The sequence below is a fragment of the Ruminiclostridium papyrosolvens C7 genome (genome assembly GCF_000421965.1).
In the GTDB taxonomy this organism is placed as follows: domain Bacteria; phylum Bacillota; class Clostridia; order Acetivibrionales; family DSM-1351; genus Ruminiclostridium; species Ruminiclostridium papyrosolvens_A.
In genome coordinates this window covers 1-18625 of record NZ_ATAY01000006.1, presented here as the reverse complement: position 1 = coordinate 18625, position 18625 = coordinate 1, and the positions used below count along the sequence as shown (strand labels likewise).

Here is an 18625-nt window from a genome sequence, read left to right as displayed (position 1 = left end):
ATTTGCTTTAAAGTATGTAAACAAAATAAAAAAGTATTAAAGGGACTGTTAGAGCTAATCCAAGTTTATTGGATTGGCTCTTTTTCTATGAATCTCGTAATAATTTCTCTTTGAAAAGTCGAATATATTAATTGATGCTATTGTGTTATAATATTTGACAATGTGTTAATTTAAAAGGTTAAGGAGTACCTATGATTAAAAACAATACGTCTGAGATAATAAAAAAACACGGGTTAAAGCTTACAAAGGCCTTGGGCCAGAACTTCCTCACTGACTTCAGTGTGGTGCAAAGAATAGTTGACGCATCCGATATGGATAAAGATACACTTGCAATAGAAATAGGGCCGGGTGTAGGAAGTATGACCCGGGAGCTGGCAGCAAGGTCTGCCGGGGTAGCCGCAATAGAGATTGACAAAAGGCTCATTCCTGCCTTAAATGACAACTTAAGCGATTATTCAAACGTCAGCATAATCAACGAAGATATAATGAAAGCGGATATTGACGCAATTATAAAGAAGTACAGAGAATTGTATAATGCAAAAAGCGTAAAGGTTGTTGCAAACCTGCCATATTACATTACTACGCCAATAATTATGCGCTTTCTGGAAGAAGTAAAAGGCGTTGACAAGATGGTTTTCATGGTACAGAAGGAAGTTGCAGAAAGAATGGTTTCAGGCCCCGGTACCAAAGACTACGGAGCTATCTCGGTAGCAGTCCAGTTCTATTCAAATCCCAAAATAATATTTGATGTTCCTCCGCACTGTTTTATTCCTCAACCGGAGGTACATTCAACAATAATAGGGTTAGATATATTAAGTGAGCCTCCTGTAGAAGTTGCTGACAAAAACCTTTATTTCAAAATAGTAAAGGCATCCTTTGGTCAAAGAAGGAAGACTCTTGTGAATGCATTAGCCAATTCGGGATTTTTCAATAAAAGCAAAGAGCAAATAAAGCGAATACTTGAAGAAATGGGATTAAATGAAAATATCAGAGGAGAAGTTTTGACGGTTGCACAGTTTGCACAGCTTTCAAACCTGATTTTGAAATAATAAAGGCGAATTAATAAGGCTATCAAAAAAGATAGTCTTATTTTTTTATTTATATCATATATTTTTACTGTTAGGAGTAATCTGCTTAAAAAAGGAGAAATCTGCAATGGGAAATGCATATGAAAGACAGTTTCATATATTTAAGACAATGGATAATAATTGGGAAAACCCCGGCGGATTTATAAAAGTGGAAATCAACGGCGATAATACTCGTTTTCAGCTTTCTCTGAATAATTTATCCGATAAAAAAGATTCAGCCTATAGTTTGTACGGTATACATAAAGATGGTGATATGCTCAAATATAGTGATATATGCCGGATACAGCCTATCAACGGAAGAATTGATATGAAAACAAATTTCCCTTCAGAGGAAATAGGTTCAAATAAGCTTAATGTGCAGGAAATAAATATTTTTGCAGTAATATGCCGTAGTACTGATAATAAGGCCTCAGGGACGGTTAAGTGTCCTTTAGTAGCATATACAAAAGGGGAGCAGGTGTGGAAAGAGCAATTTGAAAGATTGCTGGAACAGCCTGCTGCGACAAAAAACGAAATAGCACCGGAACCCAAGGCTGAGGATAAAACTATATATCAGGCAATACCCGAAGAACCTGAAACGGAGGCTGCCCTGACAGAACAAGATGGGGTAATCGATGAGACAGAGATAATCAATATACAGCCATGGACCGTTATTGAGGAAGAGGGATGTGAAAACTACTCTGAAACGCCTGAATCCGAAAGTACAGAGCAGGAACGGGGGGACTTTGAAGCAAATAAAGATGCAGAGGAAGACAATCTGTCTGCAAAGGATGCCCCTATACCTGACTTGTCAAGTAAATTTCAGGAGGGCTTGTCAAGCGTATATGAAAGTTCTTATGAAGAAGAAGAGAGGGAAATAGAGAAGCCTGAAGAATCGGAATCAGTGGAACCAGAGGAATCCGAGGAAGCTCAGAATGTATGGAAAAGGATTCAGGAAGATTTTAACGATATCTCATCTATTAAGGTAGATGAATCTGAGGAAGGGGAACAGCAGGGAGAAGACAGGGACCGTTCATTCAATATGCAGCTTTTAAAACAGGAGCTTGATAACAGCTTCGAGGAATATAACCCTTTCAGAACAAGGAACAGGAGCTTTAGGTGGTGGAAGATCAACAGCCCAGGCTTTCTTAACAACATTCTTTTCAGGAATAACATTAAGACTTATCTTTTATTTAATCCAAAGGTTATGCTTGCACATTATAAGTACAGGTATATTATCCTTGGAATAAGGAATACCAGACAGCCCGGCAAGGAAAAGCTAATATGCGGAATACCCGGTGTTTATAGTATAGATGATAATCCTTTTAATAATGTAGGCAGTTGGGTACAAATGGAAGGATTCAGACCCAAATACGGAGCCTTTGGATATTGGATTGTAATGCTTGACCCCAGAACCGGTAAAATATCAAAAATGAGGTAATTATAATTGTTTTAAACCATTCTAGCAGGGTATATATTAGACATACAAATTTTGATAATATTGGAGGCAGGAAAATGGCTATAAAATGGAGAGACAGCCTTGCTATAGGAATAACTGAAATAGATGACCAGCACAAAAAACTTTTTGAAGCTATTGATAAGCTTTTTACGGCATGCATAAAGGGAAAAGGAAAAGAGGAAGTTGTCAACACCATTAAGTTTCTTGAGGACTATACAATAGTTCATTTTACTGATGAGCAGGAAATGCACAAAAAGTACAACTATCCTGAAAGAGATGCCCACAGAAAAATACATGATAATTTTCTTAAAAATTTTGAAAATCTAAAGGAGCAGTTCGAACGGGAAGGTGCCAGTCCACTTTTTATTTCGACAATAAACAAGCAGGTGGTTGATTGGCTTATACAACATATTGGTAAAGCTGATAAGGCATTTGCGGCATTTGTAAAGGGTTAAGTAAAAATAATGGAAATTTAATACATATATTCAACAATATTTCAACTTTCCATAAGAATTTATTTGCCGAATTATGGTGCTATATAGTATAATTAGGGGTGTGGTTAGCAATTTGAAGGAGCTGATATACCTTGACTGCAAAAAACAAAGTTGTTATACGTATAGCCGGCAAGGATTATACTCTGGTTGGAAGTGAACCTGACGAATACATACACAAGGTTGGCCTTTATATTGATAAGAAGATGAACGAGATAATGCTGAGAAACAGCAGCTTTAGCACGTCTTTGGCTGCGGTGCTTACGGCAATCAACGTAGGTGACGATTATTTCAAATCCAGGGCCAGGGAGCTTTCCCTTGAAAAAGAGAAAGACGAGCTTGTCAGTGAAATGGAAAAACTTAAGAGTGAAGTTGAACAACTGAGAGAGCAAAATGAAGAGTTGGCTGCCAAAAATACATCTTTGCAGGTTGAATTGGCAAAGAGAGAGGCTGAACTTGGAGAGGTAAGAAACTCCATAGGCAGGGATAACCGGGTAATCGCTCAGAAAAGCCTTGCAGGATATGACATGTAAAAATATTTTGACTAATTGTAGGCCGGAGGAAATATTAATTTCTCTGGCTTTTTTAATGTTAAAATCCCTTTTAGCAGGAAGGGTAATGTCGAACAAAGAATTATATAATATATATGCAAATAATTCTTCAAGGAGAAAGACATGAAAGTAATTTTTACATTTTTAGACGGTGTGGGAATAGGTGAAAAAGATAGGATGGCAAACCCTGTGTATGCTAGTGAACAACAGGTACTTGCCCGACTTATAGATAATGCCAGATTTCAGGCTGATGCTTCAATGGGTGTGGAAGGTCTTCCCCAAAGTGCTACGGGACAGACAACCATATTTACCGGAGTAAATGCCCCTGAGGTACTCAACAGGCATTTGAGCGGACAACCCACCATTTCTCTTAAAAAGGTTATATATAAATCAAACATATTCAGCGAACTTATAAAAAGGGGCTATAAAGTTACCAGCTCAAATGTTTACCGGGATGAGTATCTGGAAAACATGCTGAATGTAAAGGACAGGAAACACAGGCCTTCGGTAACATCTGTTATGAGCATGGCAGCCGGAATCAATTTCAGGACAGTAAATGAATTCATAAACGAAAACGGAGTATACCATGATATTACAGGAGATATACTAAAGGAGTCAGGATACAGTGTTGATACCGTCACTCCACAGAAGGCAGCCCAAAACCTGTACAGACTTAGCAGAAATTATGATTTTACTTTGTACGAACATTTTTTGACAGATATACAAGGCCATAAGGCTGATTTTAATGAAGCAGTAAAATTAATAGACAGACTGGACAGCTTTTTTGACGAGTTGTTAAAACAGATGGATTTTGAAGAGGATGTTTTAATTATAACCAGCGACCATGGAAATATTGAGGACATGAGTGTTCATACCCATACCATGAACAAGGTACCTGTGGTAGTACTGGGCAAAAAAGCCGAAAACGTAAAGACAGAGGTTCACTCACTGACAGACATTATGCCCTTTGTGCTTGAATTGTTTTCAAAAAATGGACTGTGAAATGCAGCAATTTAATGGATATTTGGAGGTAGCAGTTTGGCGAAAAAAATAGAACTATTGGCACCGGCAGGGACATATGATGCCTTTTTGGCTGCAATAGAAAATGGGGCAGACGCAGTTTACCTTGGAGGAAAACTGCTTAATGCCAGACAGTTTGCGGGAAATTTTGATGAGGAACAGTTGGAAAGGGCATTGGACTATGCTCACACCAGAGATGCCGGTGTTTTTTTAACAATGAATACTTTAGTTTTGGATTCGGAAATGCAGGAGGCTGTAGAATATGCCGCAAAGGCATACGAAATGGGTATAGATGCCTTTATAGTACAGGATATGGGCCTCGCTTCCAATTTAAAAAAACTGATACCCGAAATTACATTACATGCCAGTACTCAGATGACAATTTACAGCATGGAAGGCATAAAAGCCCTTGAAACACTTGGGTTTCGCAGAATAGTACTTGCAAGAGAGCTGAATCTCGCAGAAATAAAAAGAATTTGCGGACAAACCCCTCTTGAAATTGAGGCTTTTGTCCACGGTGCTTTGTGCATATGTGTTTCAGGGCAATGCTATATGAGCAGTATGATAGGAGGAAGAAGTGGAAACAGGGGAAAGTGCGCCCAACCGTGCAGAATGCCGTATTCCATAAAAAGGGATGGCGGTGACATTGGCAGCGGATACCTTATTAGTCCTAAAGATATATGTTATATAGATCACCTTTCCGACCTTATCGATGCGGGAGTAACCTCACTAAAGATAGAGGGGCGAATGAAAAGCCCTGAATACGTGGCTTCTGTAGTTGGTACCTACAGGAAATATCTTGACTTGATTTATGAGGAAAAAGGTATTGCTGACAGTAAAACAAGTAGACATAAAGTATCGCAGGAGGATAGACACAAACTGCTGCAAAGCTTTAATCGGGGTGGGTTCTCTAAAGGTTACCTTTTGGGTAAAACAGGGCCGGAAATGATGGCATATGAAAAACCTAAAAACTGGGGAACCCCTTTAGGAAGTGTGGTTTCACAGGACAAAAGTACCAATTCCGTTTTGATAAAACTTGATAATATGCTGGGAATGGGTGACGGGATTGAGATATGGTCCGGCAGTAAGTTTCAGGAAAGCCCAGGAGGGATAATAACAAAAATCGTAAAGGAAAAGAAATTGGTCAGAAAAGCTCACAAGGGTGATACTGTATGGGTTTCAGTTATAAAAGGAAATGTGCAGAAGGGAAGCAGAGTTTACAAGACCTCGGACAAGGAAATGCTGGAGCAGGCTGCTGCAACCTATTCAAAGGGAAGCAGAAAATCCGGCATAAAAGCAAGCTTCACCATGAAATACGGACAGGTACCGGTACTAAACTTGCAGGATGCTTATGGAAACAGTGTTTCGGCAGCAGGAGAGCAATTACCTCAAAAGGCTGTAAATAAGCCTCTTACAAAGGAAAGAATAATTGAACAATTGAAAAAGATGGGTTCAACACCTTTTGATATAGAGGACATTAACCTTGACATTGACGAGGATGCAGTCATTCCGATAAGTGAGCTTAACAACATAAGAAGAAGTGCAGGTGAACTCCTGGAACAAAAAAGGATATTATCCTTTAAAAAGGAATCAGCTAACTTTGATAAAAGAACATTTAATTCAATTTCATATTTCCCGGGAAATGTTCAGAAGATAAATAAAGATAAAAAAATATCTGCAATGTTTTATGATTACCCTGACAGAATGGACTTTAAAGACTTGGACGTTGACAGAGTGTATCTGACCTTTACCGAAATAATGGGAAATGAAAAGCTGCAAAGTGTAGAAAATATTCGCCGGGCCGGGAAGGAAGTATATGCATATATCCCTGCTGTAATAAGGGGGAATTACACGGAAATACTGAAAAAAGGCCTACAAAAGGTTTCTGCTGACGTGGACGGATTTTTGGCCGGAAGTCCTGCTGTTTATGAAATAGTACGGGAAAAGTTGGGTAATAGGGTACCAATAGTCGGCGACTATACAATAAATATATTAAACAGTTATTCTTTGAATAAGTTAAAAGAACTGGGATTCACCGGAGGGACACTTTCCTGTGAACTTAATCTGTCCCAAATAACTGAAATGAAATATCCTCAGGATTTTGATACTGAACTTGTGGTATACGGAAAAATCCCCGTTATGACCAGCGAGTATTGTCCTGTAGGAGGAAGCGTGGGAAAATGTGAACCCCAAAAGTGCGGCAAGCTTTGTAAAAACGGCGTTTATAAGCTTAGTGACAGAAAGGGTGCGGAATTCCTTGTTAAAAGCGATTGTATTGACTGCCGCAGTACAATATTCAATTCAAATGTACTTTTTGCACCTGAGCTTTCAGAGCAGATAAGCAAAACCGGGATTGAGCATATAAGATTGAGTTTTGTTGATGAAACTGAAAAGGACTTACACGATATATGTTCCTTATATAGAAGTTTGCTTAGACATGATAAAATAACATCTAATATGGAAAAATTGGTTGAAAGGATTAAAGTATCAGGCTTTACAAGAGGGCATTTACAAAAGGGAGTATAAGTATTCAGAAAACGGTTTACATAAAACAAATAAGATTTAACTACTGGGGAGGAAATAGAATGTCTGTTGAGATATTTATAGAATTGTGCAGGGAAGATGCAATTTTACCGAAATACGCCAATCCGGGAGATGCCGGGATGGATGTCTATGCAGCGGAGAATGCCGTAATTGCACCCGGAGAAACCGTTGTTGTACCTACGGGGTTAAAACTGGCAATACCTGAAGGTTATGAAATTCAGGTAAGACCCCGCAGCGGAATATCCTTTAAAACACCTTTAAGAGTCCCAAATTCACCGGGTACAATTGATAGCGGGTATCGGGATGAGTTGGGCATAATAATTTCCAACAGCTCGGATATGGAGGTTCCAGACAATAGCAAGTCTCCTTTTACGCTGGATGAAAAAGAAAACCGTAAGGGAACATATATTATAAGAAAAGGTGATAGAATTGCACAGATAGTTTTACAGGTTGTTCCAAAAATGGAATTTACCATTGTTGATTCTGTCCGGGAAATAGGTAGTAACAGAGGCGGGGGATTCGGCTCAACAGGAATTACAAAGTAGGCTTTTATATTCTATAAAGGAGGCTGATTTTATTAAAGTTAATGGTAATATACAATCAATAAAGGACAAGATTCTTCAGGAATTGGAGGACTTATACGATAAAAAGTACGGTTCAATGGACTTGGTTCCTGAGGAACTTGCCGTGACTATTTCCAGAATTTCAGCAGAAATAAACAGGGAAATTTCCGTGCTTATTAACAGAAGGGGCGTTGTAGCATACATAAGCATTGGTGACAGCGGAACAGTTACTTTGCCACAGGTAGACGGCAGACGGGGAACAGCGAGACTGTCTGCGATAAGGTGTATTCATACCCACCCCAGCGGAGGAGGAATGTTGTCTCAGGTAGATGTAAGCACACTTCAGAAGCTGAGACTGGATACCATGATAGCCATAGGTGTTGTGGACGGACAGCCTTCTGAGATTTATACAGGCTGCCTGAACCATGAAGAAGGCGTTGACATTTATGGGCCATTTAGCATAGGAGATACTCGTCTCAACTATATCTACAGAATTATTGAAGAGCTGGACGCATCTGCAAAGAGCGAAATTTATGAAAATGAAGAAGAAGCAGAGACCGCAATACTCGTAGGTTTGGAAACGTCTCAAAGCAGACTGGAAAATATAACTTCAAAGGATGCTCAGGAATCTCTGGAGGAGCTTGAGGAGCTGGCAAAAACGGCAGGGGCAGTAGTTGTAGACAAGGTATTGCAGAAAAAGCAAACTGAGGACTCTGCGTATTACATTGGAAAGGGAAAAATAGAAGAGCTTTCTTTGATGTGTCAAGCCAGAGATGTTCAATTGCTGATTTTTGATGATGAACTTTCAGGGGCCCAGATAAGAAATATCGAGGAAATGATAAAGGTAAGGGTAATTGACAGAACAACCCTGATACTTGATATATTTGCACAAAGGGCTGTTTCAAAAGAAGGTAAGCTTCAGGTAGAACTGGCACAGCTTAAATACAAACTTCCGAGACTTATGGGTATGGGAACTCAGCTTTCAAGGCTTGGAGGAGGTATAGGAACCCGAGGCCCCGGTGAAAAAAAGCTGGAGGTAGACAGAAGGCATATACGCCGGAGAATCACAGGTCTGGAGCAGGAATTGAAACAACTGGAGAAGAGAAGAGAGTTTTTGCGTAGCAACAGAACCAGCAATAATACTCCTGTAATAGCAATTGTGGGGTATACCAATGCAGGGAAATCAACGTTATTGAACAGGATGTGCGGTTCTTCGGTACTTGTTGAAGACAAGCTTTTTGCAACCCTTGACCCATCCGCCAGACAGCTTACAATGAGCGACGGAAGGGAAGCAATACTCATTGATACGGTTGGGTTTATCAGAAAGCTTCCCCATGACTTGATTGAAGCTTTTAAATCAACACTGGAAGAGGCAGTTCACGCAGATATGCTTTTGCACGTGGTAGATGCTTCAAATGAGAACGTTTCAATGCAAATATCCGTTGTAGAAAAACTCCTTGAAGAATTGGGTGCTTCAACTAAAAACACCATACTGGTACTTAACAAGCAGGACTTGATAAAGGACGGTAGGAGAATCAGTACTGTGGGATATTCGGCAGTTTGCGAGATATCGGCTGCTACCGGATATGGCATAGAACAGCTGTTGGAAAAAATAACAGAAGGCTTTATGCATCAGCTGAAGGAGGTAAACCTTCTAGTGCCGTATAATGACGGATGGGTTATGCCGTATATATATGAAAATGGACAGATAATTCATCAGGAATATGAGGAAGGGGGGATAAAGGTAAAGGCTCTGGTTAAGGTGGAAAAAGTTAGCAGGCTTGCGGATTTTATGGTTGTATAAATTCACCAGTTAGAGTATTATAATAGTAACAGACAACTAAATAAAAACTAAATTCTATCAGGAAGGGGTTTTGATTATGCTTGTTAGAAACTGTGCAGGTGGAGTGGTCTTTTCTGGAGAGAAAGTGTTTCTTTTAAAAAATGAGAAGGATGAATGGGTACTTCCAAAGGGAGTCATCAGAAGTGGAGATTATCCCGATGAGGTAGCCAAAAGGAGAGTAAAGGAAGAAACGGGAATTGATGCGGAAATTATTTTAGCAGCAGGCAATACCAACTATGAATTTTTCTCTGTAACACGTCAGCGTCCGGTTTGTAACAAGATTACCTGGTATGTAATGAAATCCCTTAATGATAATTTTGATATTAATAAAGAAGATAATTTCAGTGAAGGCGGATACTTTTCCATTGAAGAGGCTTTGGAGAAGATTACTTACAGTCAGGACAGAGCACTTATAAATTTGTCTTTTGCGAAATATAAAGAGCTGGCTTAGCAGTAAGCTTAGAGTATTATAATGCAGTAAGTATCAGCACTCCCGGTTTTTGGGGGTGCTGTTTTTAGATATAGGATAGAATTAAAAAAAGTTTACATAATCAAAAGGTAAAAATATACTGCTGGGAGGTTAATTTGTTACCTGAATACAAAACAATACTAAATACCGCTGAAGCGGAGTTTGAGGAAAAAAAGTCCAGATTTATTGCTAATGTCCGTCCTGTAACATGTGAAGAAGAAGCACTGGAGTTTATCGAAACATTGAGGTCAAAGTACTGGAATGCAACTCATAATGTATATGCCTACAGTATAAAGAATGAAACCTTAATCCAGAGATACAGCGATGACGGTGAGCCTTCGGGAACAGCCGGAATGCCCACACTGGAAGTAATAAAACGTATGGGCTTGCAGGATGTTGTGGTGGTAGTGACCCGCTATTTCGGAGGGACATTGCTTGGGGCCTCCGGGCTTATCCGCGCATACAGCAAGAGTGCCTCCTTGGGACTTGAAGCAGCTGAAATAGTTACCCGTAAGCTCTGTTATAACTTGAATATTATAATAGAATATACTATTTTTGGACGACTGCAGAATATGCTTATTTCAAATAATAATATAATAAAAGACATCAGATATGAGCAGGATGTTGAGCTTTGCGTTCTTATAGAGGTAGGAAATGAAGAAAAACTCATGAAGGATATTGTAGAGGTTTCCAATGGTAGAGCTATCCTTGACCTTGGTGAAAAAACTTACATTACATTAGGCAGTGATGGAAGGTTGATTATTTAACAAATAACTATTATAATTTATAATGGATTTTAATTGTAAAATAAAGCTTAAGCTTTTAAAAGAATATAAATAGGATTTATTAGGAGGTAAACATGTCAGGGCATTCAAAATGGGCGAATATTAAACGCCAAAAAGGTGCAGCAGATGCTGTCAGAGCCAAGATTTTTACTAAGCTGGGAAGAGAAATCCAGATAGCTGTAAGAATGGGAGGAGCTGACCCAAATGCAAATTCTAAATTAAAGGATATTATCGCTAAGTGTAAAGCTAATAATATGCCTAATGATAATATTCAAAGAAGTATTAAGAAGGCATCGGGTGAAGCCGATGGTTCCAACTATGAAGAAATAACATACGAAGGCTACGGCCCGGGCGGAGTTGCTGTTATATGCGAATGTACAACAGATAACAGAAACAGAACGGCAGGCGACCTGAGACACTATTTTGATAAATTCGGCGGAAACCTTGGACAAAGCGGCTGTGTTTCCTTCATGTTTAATAAAAAAGGTGTTATAGTTATCGAAAAGGATGACAAGGTTAACGAAGAAACCTTGATGATGGAAGCATTGGATGCCGGAGCGGAAGACTTTGATTCAGATGACAACTGCTATGAAATAGTAACTGATCCTGCTGATTTTTCAGCTGTTCGCGAGGCACTTGAAGCAAAGGGCTACGAATTTATTGAAGCAGAGGTTTCAATGATACCAACAACTACTACAAAACTTACAGAACCTGAACAGATTAAGTTTATGGACAAGCTGATAGAAGCTTTGGAAGACCTTGACGACGTGTCAAATGTTTACCACAGTTGGGAACAGGAAGAGGAAGAAGAGGAAGAATAAGATATTAATGATATTGCCAATTTTTTTCAGGATTTCAAATAAACCTGATTAAAATTGGCAATTTTAATTTTCAAACCTCATCAACTGGCTTTTGTCAAAGTCCCATTCAGGTGTCTTCAACGTATCACCAAAATTAGTTGAGTACCAAGGACTTAGGGTTTCATTTTCCGGGTTTTTAAGAATATGAATGCTTTGTGCAGGCATGTAACTCTGTGCTGTCAAAAAAATCTTTTCTCCCGTTTTTTCGTTTTCTGCCATGTCCAGTACGATAACAGCGTGGCCGGGAGTAGCACCCTTTAGAAATACATCTCCTATTTGCATGTTTTCTATAGGTTCATTTTTCATCTCATTTGAAAGAGATAAGGTTCCTGCGTATGCAAAAACTACATCCAGATACTTTCTGAAACTACTGTATTCTTTTGAATAATTTGCATTATTAACCCAATAGGTGCTAGTACCCTTAACTACAATTCTGTTTCCATTTATCCATTTCCAATAATCAGCGTTAAATCCGTTTGTAAAATTAAAGTGTATTCTTTTATAAAGTCCTTGACTGTACAAATATTCAGCTCTTAATCTGATAACTGCATCAGCACATTGCTGTAAATCCCTATTGCCCACATCAATATCAAGCACTGCAACATGAACATTTTTTTCCGTTACGTCGCCATTGTAAAGCATTATTTTCGTACCATCGGGCTTTACGGGTAAATCCCTTAGGTACTGACCAAATGAGTTGTTTTCTACGTTTATTCTTTCAAAGCCTTTAGGAACCCTGATTCTTTCTTGTACCATTTGTCCATTGGCATTAATAAGATTCTCGGGTTTTTTGATTGTATGAGAAGGTTTGCCGGATGTATGCATTGGTTCAGTGACAGTGCTTTTAGTGGTTTGGGCAGGATTTGTATTTGAACATGCCGTAAGTAAGAGTAGTAGCATGGTAATTAATAATTTTTTCATTGGTTATCCTCCTGAATTCATTGTACCAAATTTTAAAACTAATGGATACGTGAGGCTATATTTTTGGAAAAAAAGTCGGACAGCTAAAATTCTGGTATGATATTATATTCTCATCTTAAGAGACCAAAGGAGCGCTTCTTTAATGAACTACTATGAAAGAATTCAGAAATCCGTTGATTACATTGAAAACAACCTTGAAAACAAAATAAGCATAGATTTTGCAGCACAAACAGCATATATGTCTTTGTCAAACTTTTATAGAATGTTTTTTGCACTAACCGGCTACTCGGTAAAAGAATACATCAGGCTTCGCAGGTTTAATCTGGCGGCTTTTGAGCTACAAAGCAGCAATACTTGTTTAATTGATATTGCGATAAAGTTTGATTTTGAGAGCGGAGACAGCTTTTCGAGGGCTTTCAAACGTGTGACGGGATTTCTGCCAAGAGAGTATAGGAAACAGAAGAACTTGTACAACTTTGAGAGGATTGATATTATGGAAAAGTATTTTGATATTCAGGACAAAGAACTTATTGAGAATTATCCTGACATAAAGGTTTTGAAAGAACTGGAGCCAACTCGTGTAGCATATTTTTGCTATTATGGAAAACAACCTGAGCACCATGCTTTTACTGTAATGGCAGAATGGCTCAATACGAATGGTCTTAACGTAAATGAACAGAATTTACGTATTTTCGGGTACAATAACCCGAATCCGTCTTCTCCTGAGGAAGAAGAATACGGGTACGAAGTTTGCGTCACTATTGCAGATAATATAGTTGTAAATGATGACCTTGTGAAGGAAAAAGTTCTAGACGGAGGACTTTACGCTGTTACAAACGTTAAACGGGGGCAGGATGGTGATATAGGGGATGAAATCGTCAAGGCATGGAACCGTTTTAAAAACTGGCTTTCGGACAGTAAATACGTTTACGGCGGACACCAATGGTTGGAAGAACACTTGGGCTTTGATGATAATGCCAACCATATCGGAGGAATAGACTTATATATGCCTATAGCCGTAAAATCCAGCGAGTATGACGTAACCAAAACATTCGATTACGTAGAACCTATGTTGACGGTAACATATACTGCAACCGGGAAAGATGCAGCTGAAAAAGCACGTGATTTCTTTTTCAAATGGGCAGATTCGCAAGGCCTATTTAGTGGTAGCAAGTCACACAGGTTTTTTGCTTACTATAACCATGAGAAAATAGGGCATAAAGACTTTTTCTATAAAATCCATGTTACAGTTGATGAGGAATTCAGAACTGATAATCAAAATATTAAGCTGGAAGAGTTTAAAGGCGGTTACTATGCCATAATGAAAGCGAAATACAGTTATAATGGTTGGGCATGGGGCGAGTTTATAAAGTGGTTATCTAAAAGTACGGAATTCGACTTTGGAGACTACTGGTTTTTTGAAGAATATAAGCTTAATAAACCTGAACTTGACATGGATACAGAGGTAGTTTTACATATGCCGGTAAAACAAAAAGAGTAAGGGAAGTACATGGGAAAAAGGGGAGAGGTACCCTGCAATATAGTGCATGAATTATGGTGCTAAACCCACATCAGCACACGATATGGCATACAGTTAAAAGCCTATGCACACATATCCTCTCATGTCTCTAATTTATTTTTTCATCGAACTCGAAGTAATGTTTTGTATCAGTATCAAACAATATAGTATTTTTGACTTGTGAAGGACCTAGTGCTTTCCCTTTTTCCTTATCCATAAAAATATAGTCATCTTGTATTTCCAGTACTCCTACTTTACCATTCTTAAATAAATCTAAATTGCTTTTGCCTTTTTTTATATTTAAATCAATTATATCTGACTTAATTATGTATTCTGAACTAAAATTGGGAGGATTAAGTCTATCATGGATGAAATCCTTGAACCTATCTTGCAGCTCCTTAGAATTATGTTCAATATACAAACTATTATAAATCAAGATATATTTATTTAAGTCCGGGTTTATAATTAAAAAACAGTCATTATCAGATTTATCAACAAATGATACATGGTAAGTAAACTTTCCTCCCAATATTGGAGGAACTGTCTCATTTATCGACTTTATAGTTTTACATTCAAAGTTTTTTGAAATATAACTATGAATGTCTTTTCGGGGTTGCTGTGCGCAGCTGACCAAGAATACTAAGACAAGTAAGAATACTAGGGTTATTTTTTTCATCTAATTACCTCTTATTTATTCAAAAATTTAAAAACCCTCCGGCAATCAAAAAATCCTTGCTTATAGAAGAAGGTTTGATTGTCGGAAGATAGCTTCCCGTTTATGCTGTCAAGCTCCAGAACCAGTGCAAAGGTTTCAGAAGGCAGTATATTGGCCAGCTTCTTTAAGATGTATTGATACTTATTATATAACTCCGGACAATCAGCTGAATTGATGAACTCGTCGCTCAACTCATCAATTCGCCTATCCATGCAAGATAGAATGAAACTTTCCCTGCTCTTAAAAATATCATTTTTTTTATTAAACATATATTTTCCCTCCAAAGAAAAAATGGAGGGAAAATTAAAAAGTGCGGATAGGTGTGACCCTACACGCACTTGTTTGATTGCAAAAAGAAATAAAACCAAGTATAATAAAAACTGGTTGCTGTGGTGGACAAAAGTCCATACGTGTGGGTGGTCGTAACACCTGCATGAGTTACTAAGTGTTTGCGTCACTTAGTAATCACGGCAACTATTTAATTTTCCCTAAAAAGATTATATCCATTATGTGAGAATTTTGCAAGAAATTTATATCCCCGTAAGCTTATGCTGATTTCGGTATTCAACAGGTGTTATATGCATTAAAAATTTATTTATGGAGAAAAGATTATGAATAAAAATATGTTTGCTGTTATGCCACCCATGGGTTGGAACAGTTATGATTACTATGATACTACAGTCAATGAGGAACAGGTTAAGAAAAATGCGGATTATATGGCTGCAAACCTGAAGGAATATGGATGGGAATATATAGTTGTTGATATATCCTGGTATAGCCATGAGGCAGGCTTGAAAAGAGATGAATTTCAATATGTACCCTTCGGGAAAGTGGAAATTGATGAATATTCCAGACTTCTCCCATGTCCGGAGCGTTTCCCGTCCTCTGCAAACGGTATGGGCTTTAAGCCTCTGGCTGATTACGTACATAGCCTTGGGCTAAAGTTTGGGATTCACATTATGAGAGGTATTCCCAGAGTCTCAGCCCACAATCACATGAGGGTTTATGGAACTGATAGAACAGCAAATGAGATTGCCGACCCATATTCTATATGCATGTGGAATCCTGATATGTATGGGTTAGAGGTCAATAAACAAGGAGCTCAGGAGTATTACAATTCCATTTTCAATTTATATGCCCAATGGGGAGTGGACTTTATAAAGTGTGATGATATATGCAGACATGACATGAAATCTGCTGAAAAAGAAATTGAAATGCTTTTTAATGCTATACAAAATTGCGGACGTCCGATGGTTCTAAGCTTGTCGCCGGGGCCTGCTCTTATAAATAAGGCATGGCACTATGAAAAATATGCGAACATGTGGAGAATTACAGATGATTTCTGGGATAGCTGGCCACTGTTAAAGAATATGTTTGAGAGATGTGAAATTTGGCAAAATCATGTTTCAGAAGGTTGCTACCCTGATTGTGATATGCTCCCTCTGGGATATATCGGTAAAGGCTTCGGGGAAGAAAGATTAACAAATTTCACTAGGGAAGAACAGGTTACTATGATGACCCTTTGGTGTATCTTCCGTTCTCCTCTTATGGTTGGGGCGGAATTAACCAAACTGGATAAGTGGACACTGGAACTTATGACGAATAGGAAAGTATTACGTCTTCTGACCCACTCAACAGGTGCAAAACAGATTTCAGGGGATGCCCAGCAGGCGATATGGTTTTCAAAAGATACGGAAGAGGAGGTTTACTATCTTGCCTTATTCAATCTCAGTGACCAAGTGAGGAATATTCAAATTACTCCTGAGGAGCTAGGGCTTGACTGCTGTAAAGGGTATGTTTTTGAAGAATTGTGGTGTAAGGATAGCATAAATAACGTTAATGAGAAGTTGGAGGTAGCTATTTTGCCGCATGGAGCGAAGTTGTTTGAAATTTCCATAAATATCCTTTATACTGATATTTAAAGGGGATATCTTATGATTAAAAAATCAGTGGTTGTACCTATACTGTTTATTCTTATTACTCTTGCGGGTATTAAATTTTTCATACCTTTGGATAATCCCGTTCATAAAGAAATTAAGAAAGAGGATGTCCTAAGCATAACGAGTTGGAGTGCAAAGGTAAATGGCCAGACAGAAATAAAAGACCCTGTCCTATTTGATAATATAATTAAGTGGTTTAATAACTCATTTGATATAAGAGAAAATCCGGAGTTTGCAGGTACGACTCCGGAGGCTGGCATTACTATAATATTAAAATCCGGTAAGGGAATAAGTATTTTAGAGGGAGCCAGAGACTTTGAGGTACAGAGAAATGATGTGAGAGATAAAAATATATCTTACTTTGCAAAACAAAAAGATATCGCCGAATATATAGATAATTTATGTTCAGGGGGAAATAGATGAATGAAAAGAGGCCCATCATAATAACGATAATTGCCGATTTAATTATTTTGGCTGCAATGTTTTCAATAGGAGCAACTATTTTCCCCGGATATTTTGAAAAACTGGGATTTCACATGAATTCTATGCCCATTTTTTCAAACAGTGTTATGAATATATTACTTTCATTAGTTCTTACAACTGCGGCAGTTGGATTGTTACTCCTTAAAAAATGGGGCTATAGGCTAATGATTATTTATAATATTTTCTTTATGCTGATAAATGTTATATGGTGTTTACAAAATGGAAAAGTACCTCTTAACTCAGGTATCATTTTTTCATTTATAATACTTGCTGATATCATACCTTATAGAAAGTGCTTTATGCAGGGTGTGGGAAGTGCCGGAGTTGAAAGAGGTCAATGATGTTGTATGAACGAATGCTGGACAAGAATATTAAGCCCACAATGGATGAAATATTTCGTACTATTGGAGATGAAGGTAGAATTAAAACAAATACTAAATGCTATTGTTAAAATACTTGAAGGAGAAGTGCCGAAACATTTAAGTGCACAAATAGATTGTCATGGGTTCATGTCCCTGCTTTATATTGTTTCTCATGTAATGGGATACTTGAATAGTAACATGATTTTAAATATTCCATAAATAAATGAACGGAACACTACTGCCTTCTGTATGTTTAAGGATTCGATGGTGCTAACACCTTGATGTTAAAAAATTACTTATCTGGCCCAAAATAGTATTGGAAAAAATAAATGCAAAAGCTATTCCAAAACAAAGTTTCTTTTTTTTGATGAAATGTCCTTTTTAAAGCTGGTGTACACTTGATTATCATTAAGATATAAAAGAACTATAATTGCTATAGCCGAAATATATAGGATGTTTAAAATAAAATCAAATTCACGCAAAAAAGTGTGTCCTCACCAATTCCTAATACAAAAATTTTAGTATATAGACCAAATAGGAAAGTAATTATCTTTTGTATTAATAAAAATAAAAAGAATGATACACTCAACCACCATGACCAACTTTTCAGTTTTAGGATACCAATTCCTGCAACAATGTTGGTTAAAATTAAAATTATACAAATCCCCAGAGAGATATATTCTACTGCATCTATTACGGCTTTATTTATAAATTAATTATTAATAAGCATACTATTTCTTATATTAATAATCTGTTGGATTATATAGAAGACAGCAATAATAAAGTGTGCTATTGCTAAAAAACTATTTGGTAATTTCGACTTTTTTGACAAGTTAATTTCTGTGTAAGTATTCATTTACATTTGCCCCTTTTGTATTTTATTTTCTACAAATGAATTTATCATATTATATGACATCTTTTGACATATACTCATAATTATAATGGAGTAAATTAATCCATGCAATAAAAGTAATGTAGTGTAATTTTAAAAGTTACAAATCTTTGATAAATTGGAGTGTAAAATTTCCAAAAA

Annotated in this window: 19 protein-coding genes; 16 read left to right on the top strand and 3 right to left on the bottom strand. The window is 37.6% G+C overall.

The genetic code is table 11. From position 1 onward, the window contains the following. Positions 1-191: 191 nt before the first annotated feature. The 11 genes from rsmA (at position 192) to L323_RS21650 (ending at position 11613) form a co-directional block, all read left to right on the top strand. Positions 192-1049 (top strand): 16S rRNA (adenine(1518)-N(6)/adenine(1519)-N(6))-dimethyltransferase RsmA, encoded by an 858-nt coding sequence (gene rsmA, locus L323_RS21700; protein WP_020813742.1) that lies wholly within the window; start codon positions 192-194, stop codon positions 1047-1049. 106 nt (positions 1050-1155) lie between these two features. Beyond that, positions 1156-2508, top strand: coding sequence for a hypothetical protein (locus L323_RS21695; RefSeq protein WP_020813741.1), 1353 nt, complete (start codon positions 1156-1158; stop codon positions 2506-2508). A gap of 74 nt (positions 2509-2582) precedes the next feature. Further along, positions 2583-2981, top strand: coding sequence for a bacteriohemerythrin (locus tag L323_RS21690; protein ID WP_020813740.1), 399 nt, complete (start codon positions 2583-2585; stop codon positions 2979-2981). Between the two features lie 131 nt (positions 2982-3112). Beyond that, complete coding sequence (gene zapA / locus L323_RS21685; protein WP_020813739.1) at positions 3113-3550, top strand: cell division protein ZapA; 438 nt, start codon at positions 3113-3115, stop codon at positions 3548-3550. A gap of 141 nt (positions 3551-3691) precedes the next feature. Next, positions 3692-4570, top strand: coding sequence for a peptidase (locus L323_RS21680; RefSeq protein ID WP_020813737.1), 879 nt, complete (start codon positions 3692-3694; stop codon positions 4568-4570). A 36-nt stretch (positions 4571-4606) separates the two neighbouring features. Beyond that, positions 4607-7114: a U32 family peptidase gene (locus L323_RS21675; RefSeq protein WP_020813736.1), complete on the top strand. Its 2508-nt coding sequence runs from the start codon at positions 4607-4609 to the stop codon at positions 7112-7114. Between the two features lie 59 nt (positions 7115-7173). Further along, the gene (gene dut, locus L323_RS21670) at positions 7174-7677 is read left to right on the top strand and encodes a dUTP diphosphatase (protein ID WP_020813735.1); all 504 of its coding nucleotides are present in this window, start codon (positions 7174-7176) and stop codon (positions 7675-7677) included. 31 nt (positions 7678-7708) lie between these two features. Beyond that, a complete protein-coding gene (gene hflX / locus L323_RS21665; RefSeq protein ID WP_031341678.1) occupies positions 7709-9499 on the top strand; it encodes a GTPase HflX in 1791 nt (596 codons plus the stop codon). 76 nt (positions 9500-9575) lie between these two features. Beyond that, the gene (locus tag L323_RS21660; protein ID WP_020813733.1) at positions 9576-9989 is read left to right on the top strand and encodes an NUDIX hydrolase; all 414 of its coding nucleotides are present in this window, start codon (positions 9576-9578) and stop codon (positions 9987-9989) included. A gap of 134 nt (positions 9990-10123) precedes the next feature. Then, a complete protein-coding gene (locus L323_RS21655) occupies positions 10124-10774 on the top strand; it encodes a YigZ family protein (RefSeq protein ID WP_020813732.1) in 651 nt (216 codons plus the stop codon). A 92-nt stretch (positions 10775-10866) separates the two neighbouring features. Further along, positions 10867-11613, top strand: coding sequence for a YebC/PmpR family DNA-binding transcriptional regulator (locus L323_RS21650; RefSeq protein ID WP_020813731.1), 747 nt, complete (start codon positions 10867-10869; stop codon positions 11611-11613). A 63-nt stretch (positions 11614-11676) separates the two neighbouring features. Here L323_RS21650 and L323_RS21645 read toward each other — a convergent pair whose 3' ends face one another. Further along, the gene (locus tag L323_RS21645) at positions 11677-12573 is read right to left on the bottom strand and encodes a DUF4846 domain-containing protein (RefSeq protein ID WP_020813730.1); all 897 of its coding nucleotides are present in this window, start codon (positions 12571-12573) and stop codon (positions 11677-11679) included. A 142-nt stretch (positions 12574-12715) separates the two neighbouring features. Between L323_RS21645 and L323_RS21640 the strand changes: the two genes are divergently transcribed. Further along, positions 12716-14074, top strand: a complete 1359-nt coding sequence (locus L323_RS21640) for an AraC family transcriptional regulator (RefSeq protein ID WP_020813728.1) — start codon at positions 12716-12718, stop codon at positions 14072-14074. Between the two features lie 127 nt (positions 14075-14201). On the opposite strand, the gene L323_RS21635 is transcribed toward L323_RS21640, so the two are convergent. Together L323_RS21635 and L323_RS21630 are read right to left on the bottom strand one after the other, a co-directional pair. Further along, entirely contained in the window at positions 14202-14768 is a 567-nt protein-coding gene (locus tag L323_RS21635) for a hypothetical protein (RefSeq protein WP_020813727.1), read from the bottom strand. A gap of 11 nt (positions 14769-14779) precedes the next feature. Beyond that, positions 14780-15076, bottom strand: coding sequence for a hypothetical protein (locus L323_RS21630; protein WP_020813726.1), 297 nt, complete (start codon positions 15074-15076; stop codon positions 14780-14782). Between the two features lie 342 nt (positions 15077-15418). On the opposite strand from L323_RS21630, the gene L323_RS21625 reads away from it, so the two are divergent. The 4 genes from L323_RS21625 to L323_RS21610 are packed head-to-tail and all read left to right on the top strand — an operon-like array spanning position 15419 to position 17811. Continuing rightward, entirely contained in the window at positions 15419-16729 is a 1311-nt protein-coding gene (locus L323_RS21625) for a glycoside hydrolase family 27 protein (RefSeq protein WP_020813725.1), read from the top strand. 12 nt (positions 16730-16741) lie between these two features. After that, the gene (locus L323_RS21620; protein WP_020813724.1) at positions 16742-17170 is read left to right on the top strand and encodes a hypothetical protein; all 429 of its coding nucleotides are present in this window, start codon (positions 16742-16744) and stop codon (positions 17168-17170) included. Further along, a complete protein-coding gene (locus L323_RS21615; protein WP_020813723.1) occupies positions 17167-17571 on the top strand; it encodes a hypothetical protein in 405 nt (134 codons plus the stop codon). The genes L323_RS21620 and L323_RS21615 overlap by 4 nt, the downstream gene beginning before the upstream one ends. Before the next feature lie 6 nt (positions 17572-17577). Next, on the top strand, positions 17578-17811 hold the full coding sequence (locus L323_RS21610; RefSeq protein WP_020813722.1) for a hypothetical protein: 234 nt from the start codon (positions 17578-17580) through the stop codon (positions 17809-17811). Positions 17812-18625: the final 814 nt, after the last annotated feature.